Origin of the sequence: Collinsella sp. SGI.241 (assembly GCF_050312955.1) — a bacterium.
GTDB lineage: Bacteria > Actinomycetota > Coriobacteriia > Coriobacteriales > Coriobacteriaceae > Collinsella.
The window spans coordinates 83,833-97,116 of record NZ_JBNPKM010000004.1 but is presented as its reverse complement, the minus strand read 5'-3'; the positions used below and the strand labels follow the sequence as shown (position 1 = coordinate 97,116).

Annotated in this window: 9 protein-coding genes and 1 CRISPR repeat array (1 of these 10 only partly in view); all 9 genes read right to left on the bottom strand. The window is 56.7% G+C overall.

Features of this window, described 5'->3' with window-relative positions:
• A CRISPR array of direct repeats spans window positions 1-1,696; the repeat unit is 29 nt; unit sequence GGGATCATCCCCGCGCGTGCGGGGAGCAG (it extends 102 nt beyond the left edge of the window).
• A gap of 26 nt (window positions 1,697-1,722) precedes the next feature.
• On the bottom strand, window positions 1,723-2,616 hold the full coding sequence (gene cas2e / locus ACQQ92_RS02910; protein WP_427795740.1) for a type I-E CRISPR-associated endoribonuclease Cas2e: 894 nt from the start codon (window positions 2,614-2,616) through the stop codon (window positions 1,723-1,725).
• A 3-nt stretch (window positions 2,617-2,619) separates the two neighbouring features.
• Window positions 2,620-3,612 (bottom strand): type I-E CRISPR-associated endonuclease Cas1e, encoded by a 993-nt coding sequence (gene cas1e / locus ACQQ92_RS02905; RefSeq protein ID WP_427795739.1) that lies wholly within the window; start codon window positions 3,610-3,612, stop codon window positions 2,620-2,622.
• A gap of 5 nt (window positions 3,613-3,617) precedes the next feature.
• Window positions 3,618-4,379, bottom strand: a complete 762-nt coding sequence (gene cas6e, locus ACQQ92_RS02900) for a type I-E CRISPR-associated protein Cas6/Cse3/CasE (RefSeq protein WP_427795738.1) — start codon at window positions 4,377-4,379, stop codon at window positions 3,618-3,620.
• 3 nt (window positions 4,380-4,382) lie between these two features.
• Entirely contained in the window at window positions 4,383-5,138 is a 756-nt protein-coding gene (gene cas5e / locus ACQQ92_RS02895; RefSeq protein ID WP_427795737.1) for a type I-E CRISPR-associated protein Cas5/CasD, read from the bottom strand.
• A 2-nt stretch (window positions 5,139-5,140) separates the two neighbouring features.
• Window positions 5,141-6,307: a type I-E CRISPR-associated protein Cas7/Cse4/CasC gene (gene cas7e / locus ACQQ92_RS02890; protein WP_427795736.1), complete on the bottom strand. Its 1,167-nt coding sequence runs from the start codon at window positions 6,305-6,307 to the stop codon at window positions 5,141-5,143.
• A 33-nt stretch (window positions 6,308-6,340) separates the two neighbouring features.
• Entirely contained in the window at window positions 6,341-6,985 is a 645-nt protein-coding gene (gene casB / locus ACQQ92_RS02885) for a type I-E CRISPR-associated protein Cse2/CasB (RefSeq protein WP_427795735.1), read from the bottom strand.
• A gap of 2 nt (window positions 6,986-6,987) precedes the next feature.
• A complete protein-coding gene (gene casA / locus ACQQ92_RS02880) occupies window positions 6,988-8,646 on the bottom strand; it encodes a type I-E CRISPR-associated protein Cse1/CasA (protein WP_427795734.1) in 1,659 nt (552 codons plus the stop codon).
• Complete coding sequence (gene cas3 / locus ACQQ92_RS02875) at window positions 8,643-11,588, bottom strand: CRISPR-associated helicase Cas3' (protein WP_427795733.1); 2,946 nt, start codon at window positions 11,586-11,588, stop codon at window positions 8,643-8,645. The genes casA and cas3 overlap by 4 nt, the downstream gene beginning before the upstream one ends.
• 250 nt (window positions 11,589-11,838) lie before the next feature.
• Window positions 11,839-13,176, bottom strand: a complete 1,338-nt coding sequence (locus ACQQ92_RS02870; protein ID WP_427795732.1) for a hypothetical protein — start codon at window positions 13,174-13,176, stop codon at window positions 11,839-11,841.
• Window positions 13,177-13,284: the final 108 nt, after the last annotated feature.

Sequence of the window (13,284 nt, the reverse complement as noted above, 5' to 3'; positions counted from 1 at the left end):
CACCGAAGCCTGGCAAGATCGGGATCATCCCCGCGTGTGCGGGGAGCAGCACCCCTCCGCGTCATCGCCTCGCCAGCGGCTGGGATCATCCCCGCGTGTGCGGGGAGCAGTACCCCTTCTCCTGCGCACGGTTGAAGTTCTCGGGATCATCCCCGCGTGTGCGGGGAGCAGTACCCCTTCTCCTGCGCACGGTTGAAGTTCTCGGGATCATCCCCGCGTGTGCGGGGAGCAGGGTTAGGTCTGGGCTTCGTTGCGATCTGCTTTGGGATCATCCCCGCGTGTGCGGGGAGCAGGATTTGTAACCAACCACTTATTTACCAACTGCGGGATAATCCCCGCGTGTGCGGGGAGCAGCCGTCTCCGCAGGCCCACGCGCGGTCGGTGTCGGGATCATCCCCGCGTGTGCGGGGAGCAGTCGAGGTCTGCAATGGCGAGGTCTACACCGTCGGGATCATCCCCGCGTGTGCGGGGAGCAGTGGGCGTTGACGTGCGCTGTGACGGCTCATTCGGGATCATCCCCGCGTGTGCGGGGAGCAGTAGCCGGAGCGGTAGCGGAAGGACCCGGCGACGGGATCATCCCCGCGTGTGCGGGGAGCAGTTCTCTTCGGCATCCGGCCCAGTCAGCGGCCTGGGATCATCCCCGCGCGTGCGGGGAGCAGGAGTTGATGACGTTGCGCACGTCCTCGTTTGTGGGATCATCCCCGCGCGTGCGGGGAGCAGCGCCTTACCGTTCGGCGATTACATGCTCGAAGGGGATCATCCCCGCGCGTGCGGGGAGCAGGTTGCGAAAGCCGTTCAGACGATTATCAATGCGGGATCATCCCCGCGCGTGCGGGGAGCAGCTTAGCGACAGAGCGTCGGCCTGGTGGGGGACGGGATCATCCCCGCGCGTGCGGGGAGCAGCGCGAGGGCAGCGCGACCGACAAGGCCGTACAGGGATCATCCCCGCGCGTGCGGGGAGCAGCGACATACATCAACGAGATGCGGTTCGACTACGGGATCATCCCCGCGCGTGCGGGGAGCAGCAGTCATATAATCCTCCTATCGCTGCTTACTGAGGATCATCCCCGCGCGTGCGGGGAGCAGTTGCAGCGCATGAAGTTCGCTCCGAGTACGGCGGGATCATCCCCGCGCGTGCGGGGAGCAGGCGTTCAGGTGGCATATGCGGCATTCAAGACCGGGATCATCCCCGCGCGTGCGGGGAGCAGCTCGCGCTGTAGATGCGCACATTGCCGCTGACGGGATCATCCCCGCGCGTGCGGGGAGCAGGGAAAGCCTTTGCCGTTCCGTGGCGGGGCTAAGGGATCATCCCCGCGCGTGCGGGGAGCAGGATGACACAGCGCCAATCGCCGCGCTGACGATGGGATCATCCCCGCGCGTGCGGGGAGCAGTGAATTGCGCGAAATCGTCCTTCGCGCTGCCCGGGATCATCCCCGCGCGTGCGGGGAGCAGGGTAAACACTACGACCGCCCCGACAAAGAACTGGGATCATCCCCGCGCGTGCGGGGAGCAGGCGAAATGGGACGAGCTGACGCATGGTCGCACGGGATCATCCCCGCGCGTGCGGGGAGCAGGGGGTCGGTATTAATTGCAGCAGTGAGAAGCTGGGATCATCCCCGCGCGTGCGGGGAGCAGAGCTCGTATATTTCGAGAGCCGCATTCTTGCCGGGATCATCCCCGCGCGTGCGGGGAGCAGACTTAAAAATCCCAGCTCAAAACACCCTATCCCTTTGATGTGGGCCCCATTTTAATCAGTTTTCTAAACAAGCTCAAGGTCGCCTCACAATCAGACTCGGCACGATGAGGTATTTGATTGTCAAGGTTCAAAAGGCCGAGCAGGGTCTTCAAGCGATAGTTCGGCGCATCGGGCATCTTCTTCTTTGCCAGTGTAATGGTGTCGATGCACTCATTGTCAAAATCGTCTAGGTCGCATTCTTCGCACGCTGCTTGCACGAAGCCGGTGTCGAACGAAGCGTTATGCGCAACCACTATGCGGCTCCCGACAAAGGAAAGCAGGCCGCTCACCGCTCGCTCAAGCTCGATCCCCTTTTCGGCAAGCATCTCATCGGTAATGCCTGTTAGCTCGACTATCTTCTTTGGGATGCCTTTCTCGTATCGAATAAGCTCATGGAGCCTGCCCGCCTCAACACCCTGCTCAACTTTGATGGCGGCTATCTCGATAATCGCATCTTTGTCTGGGTCCAGCCCCGTGGTCTCAACATCAAGTACAACGTATTCGCGCGGCTCGTCCGTTTCGGCTGCCACGCTCCCGCGACGTGCCTTCGATCGCATCGCCGCGTAACTCCAGCCCACTCTCTTCGTGCCAAGGGCCTTCATGCGCGAAGGCGAAGGCCGCATCATCAGCTTGATGCCATCAAAATCGATAGGTTCCCACGCGGTGTTGTGCACTCGATAGTTGAGGTGTTGCTCGTTGCGTGCAGAAAAAACCATCGTGGCACGCCCTGTTTTGCATTCTTTGCAAATACGACTCCAAAGCTCATCCCTTACACGCGCGCTCACCCTGCCGACATACACGCCTAGGCTAATCTCCTGCAACCATTTCGTTAGGTCGCCGCGAAGTGCAAGGGGGCATTTTTCCAAAACAACAACAATCACCCGTCATCCTTCCACAAGCACTCCGTTATTCTCTTCGGTGGCATCCACCTGGACGTCGTTTTCCTTGCCATAGGACACTCCAAAAGCAACGGCAGGGCGCCTCTCATCCCAGAGGAACATCGTATCGATATCAGGCTCGTCCTCTGTCTCGAAGTCGCCCAACAGCAGACCCCTGATATCGCGAGCACAGCGCTCCATTATCTTCCCGTCAAGAAACGCATCACGAGTGCACCGACGCGCTTCCGCCCCGATATCCTCTGGAGGATCGGAAGCCACTTCGAAAGCGATGGGAATCGTCACCTCTGCTTTATACAAATCGGCAATGTCATACACAAACGAGCGCTCATGGCCAACGTGGACAAATCCCAATGCCGGAGAGCACCCCAGCGCCACAATCACGCTGTGAACGACTCCGTAAAGGCATGCATGGGCAGCCGACAGCGCCTGATTGATTGGGCTTGCATCAAGAAAATCATCGGGGTTGTATTCCCTCCCATCCCATGGGACGTCGTATTGCTTCGACAGCCGCCGATAAAGTGTTCGAATCCGAGCTCCCTCGCGGCCACGGAGCTGCTGCATCGTGTAATTCGATACATCCTCGCCGGGAAAACGCATGCCGTACATCGCTCGTGCCACGGCAAGACGCCTTCGAGTGTTCGACACGAGTTCAGCCTGCGCGACAACCAACCGAGAAGAATGGGTGAGCGGGCGGCCGTGCGCATAGTAGCGAACGCCGTGCTCGCCCACCCAAATCACGCTTGTCCCCGAATCGCCGAGCAACTCAACCGCGCGATGAGAGATATTGGTCCCAGGCCCCAGCATAAGCACCCCAAGAGAAGCCGCGGGGACATACGCCGTTCCGCGCGCATCGGTTATGCTCACTGCGCTATCTTGCCTGCTCACAAGACATCGCTCGACATAAAGAAACGTCATTCGTTCCTTTATCGTGGGCAGTGCGCGCAAATCAGGCTTGATCATGCCAGGATTATCGCCCATGCCGCTCACCTATCCAGTGGAACCAGCGTGAGAAGGCCGCATCCGAATCCTTTGGCATGCCCGATGCCACACACAAGCGCATGGCGCAAGGCATCAGCATCGGTCACGCGCAACACGCCATCGTACTGGGCGCGCGTAAAGGTGACTTTGTCTCCTTGGACACCCTTGGTAAACGAGATTCTGTTGGAATTACTAACAATCAAGCTTGGACAGCCCTCATCGTCGCTCAAAACCTCAAAACCATTCCTTTGGGCACGTGATCCCCGCTCGGGCGCAAAAATGCTTGGCACTTCCTTGTCGGCGCCCTTATATGCTTGAGCTCCAACGAGCCAGGCAGTTTGCTCCAGAATGGTCAGGTGGCCAATTCTATTTCTCTTAGGTTCGCCCTCGCTGTTTAGCAGGTCGCTTTTGCCGCCACGCGTGCTTCTGTTGAGCGACGGATTCGCTACCAAGCGAAACGAATAGGTCTGTCCGTTCGAGATGCGCCCCAAAAACGGATCGTATCCGCGCGTGCCCCACTGCGGTTCGCAGTCGGGCCACCCGATTTGTTCATCAAGCCCTACCAAGCTCGGCTTGCCAGGGCTCACGATATAAAGGCGAGAACCCCCATCAGGCATTCTATCCACGCGCCAAAGCACGCGGCCGTCCCCGCTCGTCTGAGAAAAGGGGAAGCTGCCTGCAATCGCCGCATGCATGCGATAGGGCGAGGCGAGCATCGCACGCGACTCCCTCCGCGTCATATTGATGGGAAACTGGGTAAAGAACATCGGCTATACCTCCTTTCCTAGAGCAGACCAAGGATCATGGTCGGCCTGCGTGCCAACATATTTCGGGTTCCTAACCGTTGCTGTTGTATGGGCAACAGTACGAAAGCTGTATTGGCGATGCTCCTGCGAAAAGCTGATGGGCACGTCGCGCAGCGGAACATCGTAGCCCTCGCCTTCGTCAGAACCCTGCTTATCGTAGAGAATCTCCAGGTCAACGCTTTCTTTACCGCGGAACTTCCAGTTGCCCTGATATCTCTCGCTTGCTTCCCAGGGGTGACTGCGCAAAGCTTGGAGCAACGCCGCATCCTCAAACAGCCCAATATGTACTCTGCACGCGGGTGGACAGGAACGGCGACCTAGAAACAGGGGAAACGCCGGAGCGTCAAGCGCCTCGGCGCACCTTTGCAAGAGTCCCAAATCGCCCTCAAGGGCCGCAACAAACACAGCATCGGCCAGATAATGCCGACAAGTTAAAGGCAGGGCATCGCCCGACACCCATCGAGCGCTCTGCGAGTCCCACTTTCGTTTGTGCTCGGTTTGAAAGTCGCTTACAAATGTTCCAGGCTGATCGATACGCACGCCAAAGCGCAATGCTGCAAGGTCATCAACGGGATCTGTTCGGTAACGGCCCAAAGCTGAGGCAAGCAGACCCACAACGCCGCTCTTCGTCGGCTCGTGCTCTGTTCCGCGCTCAGCGAACCTACTCGAAGACCCCCACGATTGCAGCGGACCCGCCAATTTGAGCAGCAGGACCGCCATGGCTAGTCCACCTCTTCGGTTTGGTAGCCGTTTTCGGCAAGATAAGCAGCGCACGCTTGCGAGATTTGCGCAATTGCGGCGTCAAGACTACATGCCCCTTCGACACCCATGGCACCGGGAAGAGACTGCGCATCCGGAGATGCAGTTATAACGAACGTCTTTTGCGGGGTCGTTCCAAACGCCTTGTCAACCGCCTCTTCCTGCTTGGCCAAACGCTCACAGCCAATTTCAATCTGGCTTTTCCCATGCGATGCCTCAACAGGTTTTTCAAAGGCATTCACCAAGCTCACTGGTTGCGTATCCCTCAGTTGAAGGACAACCGCTCCGGGGAGCGTGCGGTTTGCAAACGAATTCTGCTTTCCCGTGGGCATGGAAGTGACGAATGCCTTCAAAAACGCCTCGATGCCGCGGCAAGCAACCGCAGCCGAACCAAGGTTTTCGCAAAGATGCAGCACATCAATAGTTGCATAGCGATACATTGTCGATGACGTGAACTCCGTTGTCTCAATCATTGCTGCGCCCGCATTGTCTTCGGGCGAGCAATCGTCAAGAGCAGTGAAATAATCGAATTCTGGATTCATCTTCCCGATGCCAATGGCGTGGGCAACCTGAACGGAGGCGTCGACATTCAAACTGGGATCAGTGGCGACCATTCTTCCGAACAGTGAAATATCTACCATATCTTTGGACGCGGATTCTTGACTCTTCTTGTTCTTTACCGCACTCTTTACTTTCGAAACATCCTGCAAGCCCGCAACGCACTTTGCAAGCTCCTGAACCTCATAAGGACTTATAAACAATAGCGCCTTAAGCTTATAAGGGTCTATTTTTTTATCCTCGAATTTTGGTTCGTTATTTCCCTTTAGATAGGCTTTTAGACTTTTCTTCGCACTCTCTAGAGCTTCCTGCTCATCAATCTGCGCATCAAGCTTAGTCGCCTCCTTCGCAATTAACCTAACGGCATATTTGGTACGTGTTCCAAGATTTGCCTCATCCAGAAAGTCAGGGAACAAATCGCGCGCGGCCTTCTTCCACGCTTGGCTTGAAACCCTTGAGCGCTTGACTCCGCCGAAATATGCCGTTTTTGGACTGCCCGTATCATCTCGATTGATATTGCTCGGGGGGACGGTCTGAAGAATGTGGATATCGATGAACTGGGGCTTTTTCATAGCAGGTCCTTTCTTGGTCATTTCCCTCATCAACTATTCTTCCGAAGGGCTGGCATCGATGCCGGACTCGGCCTTTGGTATTCGACTATATTCACGCCCCCACGCAAGACGCACCTTATCTGCTGTATAGGGGTTTTGCAGTGTGTATAGCTGTGCTGCAAAACGCGCGTAATCAACGGGAATCTCGGCAGCTCGCAGCTGCTGTATAAGCTGCCTTGCATAGTGAAGTGCCTCTTCCATGGAATCGGCCGTTATAAAGGCCCTAAACCTTCGAGGCATTTCGCCCTCTTCGAGATTCGAGTAACGTCCCTTATCACTCCGCACGAGCTGTCGCAGGGCTGCACCAAACGAATGTTCATCGCCAGGCACATACATTGGCTTGGTTTTGCCCTGTTGATGAACCGCATAGAGCGTGAGCGCGGCATGAACCGCCGTCTCGGCCCACGATGGTTCGGCACCCCTCCCCACAAGCTCGGCAGGCAGGCCCTCGAACTCAAGCGGCCATGCATCTGCATTTGAGCCCATGGGCATAAGAAACGCATGGCGCAATGTTGCCAGCTTTCGTGCTCCTCGTGGTTTTCCGCTGGCAGACAGATAGTCGTTTTGGATAGAGCATATGCGCCCGTGCACGAATGCGAGCATAAGCTGCTCTGGCTTTTGCGCGCTGTTTTCCGTCATATCTAAACCTCCTTATCTCTAGGTTCGTCTTCTTCAAGCGGCAGATACTTTTTTAGGGCAGTGTCGAGCATTGCCTTGGCTCGCGATGCCGTCATCCACCCGCTTATCTTGCCTGTTTTCATAGGAGCCCCAACGATTGCCTCTGGGCCAGCCTCGCGAAGAAGGGCGCTGGCATTTGCTTCGATAATCGCGCGGGCAGTGCGGCGCCACCGCTTCCGTTCAACTTCCGCGTTGCTGCTCTCGTTAAGGCCGGCAAGCCATTGACGAAACGGCATATCAATCTCGAAGAAAGTACGCGTCTCCGCTTTCTCTTTCGCGCCCTTAAGCTCATCTGCCCCATTTCCGCCAGACGCTACACAGAGGTTTGCGGCAAAGGTACCCAAGGTAAAAACCGAGTCCGACGTTGAAGAAGCAAGGCTTTTGGCAAGAGCAGCCAAGTCTTTCCCTTCGCTTGACAGGAGAAATGCGCTCAACTTAACCGTGTCATTGATGACATTGGAGACGACTGAGTTTTGTGTACCATATTCCATTCCAATCGCGTGGACTTGAATAAGCGCATCATCGAGCTGACATCCCGCATCTCTGCTCGCAAGATAAGAGACCCAACCTTTCAGCCCGGACCCAAGAACGGTTGAGTCCGCTTCTGGCGAACTGACGCCAAACACGGAATCGAGACCTCGCCAGAGGGCTCTTCTGGGCTGATGCGTCTTGGGCAGGTAAACGAGAGGCAGTTTCAACTGTCTTTCCTGGTTCGGACTACGCCTCCATGCCGTCATGGGTTCATAGTCCTGACGGTTAATCTGCGCCAGCTTGTCGCCGTTCGTCAAAACCACGGCAACCACGTAGCCGCTCTCAGGAATCAAACGAACTCTTCGAGCTTGCCACGTGTATAGATCAAGCCTGCCAGTCGGAGCAAGGTCATCGACTCCGGCGGGCGCCGTCGACTTCTCCCAACAGGGCAAGTCATCGTCCGAAAACAGCTCGTTTATCTCATCGCCACACAGAATAGAATTAAGCAAGAGGGTTTCTTTAAGCGAAGGGCCCTCAAAACACAACCCTCCTAAACAGCCCGACCATCCGGTACCAATTGGATAGCTCTTCCCTTTCTTAACGCGCGCATCGCCAACCGTTCCGCTTTTAATGCCAGCAGTATCAAAAGCGTGAACGTGAATAAGCCAGCGTGCGGATTCCGAGAAAGTCAGACGATCCGCCCCCTCACCGGATCGAAGCGAAAAGAGCGTATCCCCATCCGGTATATCAGCAATCACCTTTCTTATTTCAGAGAACTCGTTCTTTGCCGTATGCAGACCAGCGACCTGCATAAAAGGCTGTTCCTCGTCAAACAAATCGAAACGATGGTGCCACTCGTCGAGGTATTCGTGAATCTGGTCGATGGGCAGTTCGTGCGCACGCCATAGGCGCCCCCAAACCTCCGCTGGAACGTCGTCATCGTCGAGCGTCGGAGAAATTGCCCTTTGCAGCACTGCCAGCAAAACGCGCAGAATCGCAAAATCCTGTGTGGGTAGATCGTTAGCCAAGCACTTGATGCTTGACGCTTGCTCAAATAGCTCGAGCAGTGATACCTCGCGCGTCGCCCCGCCCAAATCGCGAACGCAGATCCATGGTTCGTCCACGAGGTTAAAACTCACATTCTGGTTCATTGCGCATCTCCTTTCTTCCTCACTGTTTCAACAAGTTCAAGCCCGGCCTTACGCGAATAGTGCATGCGATAGATAGCATCTTTCGTTTCTATTACCGTATCTAGGTTTGAATCAAACGCCAAGACCAGTTGACCTTGAAGCCATCTTGACTCTTGCCATCTGAGCGCCTGAGATTTTGTCTCCAGGGCATCAATTACCTGCTCAGACGATAGCCAGAATGGCAGGCTCACGGTACAACTCGCCGCAAGGCGGGCAACCTCATCGTCAGGCGCTTCACTTCCATCCCCTAAATAGCCCTGACACGGACGGCTCCCCTTTATGTCGGTGACCCAGGGAAGCAGCGTGAAACCGTCGTTGCCTACTTGGACCGCAATAACCTCAACCGTGTCACCAGAATCGCGAACGGCAGCGCGTGCTTTTGTCTCGTCTGAAAGCGAGAAGGTTTCATTCAGCCAGCCAATAAGACTTTGCGTCCCCTTCTGTGGCTTGCTCAGAAGCCAGGTATTTGCCTTGAACTGCTTGTTCTCTTTTGTCTTCTCCAGCTCTTCTTCTGCGCTTTGCAAAGCATGAACCCATTCCGGTGCTGCGCCCGCATCGCACAACTCTTCCGCCGCAATGCTTCGTGAATACGTCTGCTCGACAAGGCCAGCAATATCGTGAGGCAGATTGACCATAGCCGTCCCCCCATCGGTACTCTTTGCCCTCAGCGAAAGCAAGCTGCGCAAAAGCATCGCAGGGTGATAGACCTTCTCTATACCCCCATTCACCTTAGGCGGAGCAGTCGCCCAGTCCTCGATGCCCGTGATAAAGCAACGTGCTTGCCTGAGCTTCTCCGGACGCTGTCCCTGATTTTCCCCGCGTTCATGGCGGTGAAGGCGTCCCATTCGCTGCAGCAAAAGGTCGATAGGGGCTACATCGGTGATCATTACATCGAAATCAATGTCAAGGGATTGCTCGATCACCTGCGTGCCCACAACGATGAGCTTGCCGGGCCTATTGGCGGGATCGGGACCAAGCAGTCGCAGCAGTTCCGCATCGTTTTCCATGCGATCGACGGCAATGAAGCGCGAATGGACGAGCTTCACGCACGAATCGCCAAAGGCAGTCTTCAACTGCTCGTAGGCGCTTTGGGCACGGGAAACCGTGTCTCGCAACACGCATGCGCAACCGCCATCGGACAATAAGTCCTCCAGTTGCGCAACCAGCGTAGCATCGTCGTCTTCCAATCGTTCGATAATAACGTTTGTTCCGGTCGAAGGGTCATCGCATACTCGGTACATGCTATCGTCTAGCGCTCCATTTCGGGTTGCCGCTGTAACGAGCGGGTACGATGGCTCCCCCGGTGCTTTACGAGGAGCTTCCGGAATATCTTTCCGCTTCGATGCGCGACGAGTGGGTTTTCTATCCCTACCCCGATAGGCGTGGATAAGCTCGTTGCGGCGCTCAGCAGGAAGCGTTGCCGAAAGCAGTATGGTCGGCACGCCGTAAGCGCCAAGCCACGTGAGCACACGGTCAAGATAGACATTCATGTAGGCATCGTAGGCATGAACCTCATCGATTATGACAACCTTGCCGGCAAGGCCCAAGTGCCTAAGCTGCACGTGGCGCGCCTTAAGTGCCGCCATAAGCAGCTGGTCGACCGTGCCCACAACAAATGACGACAGGAGACCGCGCTTCCTTCCGCTAAACCATTGGTGGGCGATCGTGTCTTCCTCAGAGCACTTATTTGCATCGTCGCCCATCCATGTGCGTCCCCAGCTTCGCAAGCTGTCGTAGTCCGGGTTCAAAGCCGCCTTGCTATGCAAAAGTCGCATCGACTGCATGCTGCGGCCCCGCGAATCGGGAACGCCCTCGAGCCAATCTTTAACGCGCTTGAACATCGCGTTAGAAGTTGCCATTGTTGGCAAAAGATAGGCAATTCCCCCTGCCCCGGTTTTCGGAGCCATAACCTCTGAGCACATCAGCGCGGCCTCTGTTTTGCCATTACCCATGGGCGCTTCGATAATGAGCAGCCCTGGGCCGTCCATGTCGAATGCTGCCTGCAGTGCCTGCTCCTGCGCGGGTCGCAAGCTCGCATCCTTAGGAAGACCACTAAAGCGGTGATGAAACAGCTCTTGTCCCTCTTCCTTTACCGGCATCGCCTGCCACGCCGGGGGCAACGACAGCGAAGCCCATGCGGCATCGGTGCGCTTGATGAGTTCGTCGCATGAGTCAATGCTAGAGTCGAGAGGGAACAAATCAGAATTTGAGGCAATCCAATCGGCCATGATGACCAGTGCAGAGACGAGCGCTTGTCCTGACTGAGGAACGGGTGACGAGCTAAAAATACTCTCGAACTTCGCCATCCCCGACCCTTCAAACATCCAGTCAAGAAGTTCCTCTTGGACGGCGCACCAATCGTCATCACCCAAGTTCTCGTTGGGAAAATTGCGCGATGCGCTCGCTATACCTTTGAGCACACTATCGGACGATGGCGTGGTTCCATGGTGCGCTCCCAGAATGCACCCGAATGTCCACGAGCAACTCCAACCGCGCCTATCAAGCCAATCTTCGAGGATCACCTCACTCATGAAGGCGTGCGATGGAGGGCGGTTCATGATGCGGGGGCTCGGAACCTGAAGCCCCGCTTGTTCAACAAGTTCTGCCCGCTCCGAGACCTTGTACTGGAAGCCTGGCGTCGCCTTGCCAATGTCGTGGATACCAGCAAGCCAGGTAACGAGTGCCGCCGTTGCAGAGTCGTCACAGCCAAATGCGTTCACGATTTGGTACTTGACAGATTCCGGCAGCCATTCGTTCCAAAGCTTGCGCGCAACACCCGCAGAATCAACCATATGAACATAAAGAGGCGACCACAGGTTACGCTCTTCCGCGCCGCCGGTTTTTGCCCATAGTGCACGGGCACGTGAGCTTATGGGAATAGAGTCCATCATGGTCTTTTGCATTACTCTCCCATCCGCTTCTTCCTAGAACCCGAGAGGCTGGAAACGCCTTACGATTAGACTACTACCGCGAACGGACATTTTTTAATAGCTATCAGCAGACGTAATGTTGCTCAACGTTCGTGCTATGAGCGTGAGCGTTTAATGGAGTACCTGCGGGTCCTGTCGCCGCACAAAAACGGGGCGGCCCGCACCCCTGCGAGCCGCCCCGTGCCCCTAGCTATCGCGTCATAAGACTAACCGGCACCGCTCCCTACTTCCCAAATAGCGCACCCAGCAGGCCGCGACGTTTGGGCTTTTCCTCTCGGTAGGAGCCCTCGGCCACCGCTGCCACCTGACGCGGTTGCCCGCCGCCTCCATGGCGCACGATCTGGTACAGAAACGGCGATTTAACGTATTTGACCTCGATGGGCGTGGCGTGCACGGTGCTTTCGCTCGACAGCATCACGTTGGGATTGAGCGGTGCCACCACATGTGTCTCGCGCTTGTCGCTAAACACCACCGCGGCCGCACGACCCGTCTGGCCGTTTACGGCAATGCGCACCTGCTCGCCTTCGCGGCTGTCCGACGCCGGACGATCGACAAAGTAGACCGGCACCATCACCAGACCATCCTTGTGCTTGCGGGCCTTGCGCGCCCACGTGCGGATACTCTTTTTATTGAGCCCCAGCACCGCCTCGGCATCGTTGCCGGCAACGTCGAGCGCCAGCTTATCAATGACCACCTGGTCCTTGGTAGACGCATCGACGGAGACAACGCGGAAGTCGCCTTCCTGCATGGCAGGATCGAACGGCCCCACCTTGCCAAAGTCCCACGGCTCCAAAATGCCCATAAGACGAACGTCCAGGTAGTTTGCCCGCGGATATGCCCAGTCGAGCACCTCGTAGTACACCAAGGTCTCCTTGCTCAGCCCCTTGCCCGGGAAGGACGCCATCATGCGCAAATCCGCAAGCGCCATGGGAAAGTAGAAGAGCATCATGTCGTTTTGGATCGCGTCTTCTACATCGTGACCGGCAAAGGCTTCCGCATACTGGTGCACCAGCTGCAGCGCGTTGGCACGTGCCTGCTGCGGCGAGATTTCGCAGGGAATACCCTGATCGGGTACATACTCCGCACCAACGCCCATGGTCAGGCGCTTGCTAAAGGCACCGGGCTTGAGTAGGTCTGCAACGCCGATCTTATTGCCGCAGGACGGGCATTCAAACACGCGCTGGGTCGACTCGCCTTCGAAGGATGCGCCACAGAAGGGGCACGGGATGCTCACGTGCGTGGCCTCCTGGAACTCCTGCGCCGTGCCGCGATCCTCCCACAGTAGATGCTCCAGAACCGACTGGTTGCGCCAGTGCGCATGAAAGAAATACCAGTCGGGGTCCACCGGGCGCTCGAGCTGCGACACATGGGTGAGCTTAAGCAGCCCATCGACAACTGTCAGCGGCGCATGGCGAATGCCCAGGGCGCTCTTGGGCTCCCCCGCATCGGCCTGCCACGGAACGACCGTGCCGCAATAGGCGCACTCAAAGCTGCGTTTAGCCTGGTGCGAGTACATGGGGCCTCCGCAGTTTTGGCATTTAATGGCAAACATCTCGTCCATGGATACGTCCTCCTTTACGCAGGGGCTGTCGACATTAAGTATGTCGGGCAGGCAGGCACAAGCCCATACCCATGTGGCCCAAAATGGAGCACCCGGTCGGACAAGAAG

Coding starts and splice junctions, on each gene's coding strand:
- casB (WP_427795735.1), bottom strand. CDS start 6,985: ATGACGGAAAACAGCGCGCAAAAGCCAGAGCAGCTTATGCTCGCATTC.
- cas3 (WP_427795733.1), bottom strand. CDS start 11,588: ATGCAAAAGACCATGATGGACTCTATTCCCATAAGCTCACGTGCCCGT.
- casA (WP_427795734.1), bottom strand. CDS start 8,646: ATGAACCAGAATGTGAGTTTTAACCTCGTGGACGAACCATGGATCTGC.
- cas1e (WP_427795739.1), bottom strand. CDS start 3,612: ATGGGCGATAATCCTGGCATGATCAAGCCTGATTTGCGCGCACTGCCC.
- cas5e (WP_427795737.1), bottom strand. CDS start 5,138: ATGGCGGTCCTGCTGCTCAAATTGGCGGGTCCGCTGCAATCGTGGGGG.
- cas6e (WP_427795738.1), bottom strand. CDS start 4,379: ATGTTCTTTACCCAGTTTCCCATCAATATGACGCGGAGGGAGTCGCGT.
- ACQQ92_RS02870 (WP_427795732.1), bottom strand. CDS start 13,176: ATGGACGAGATGTTTGCCATTAAATGCCAAAACTGCGGAGGCCCCATG.
- cas7e (WP_427795736.1), bottom strand. CDS start 6,307: ATGAAAAAGCCCCAGTTCATCGATATCCACATTCTTCAGACCGTCCCC.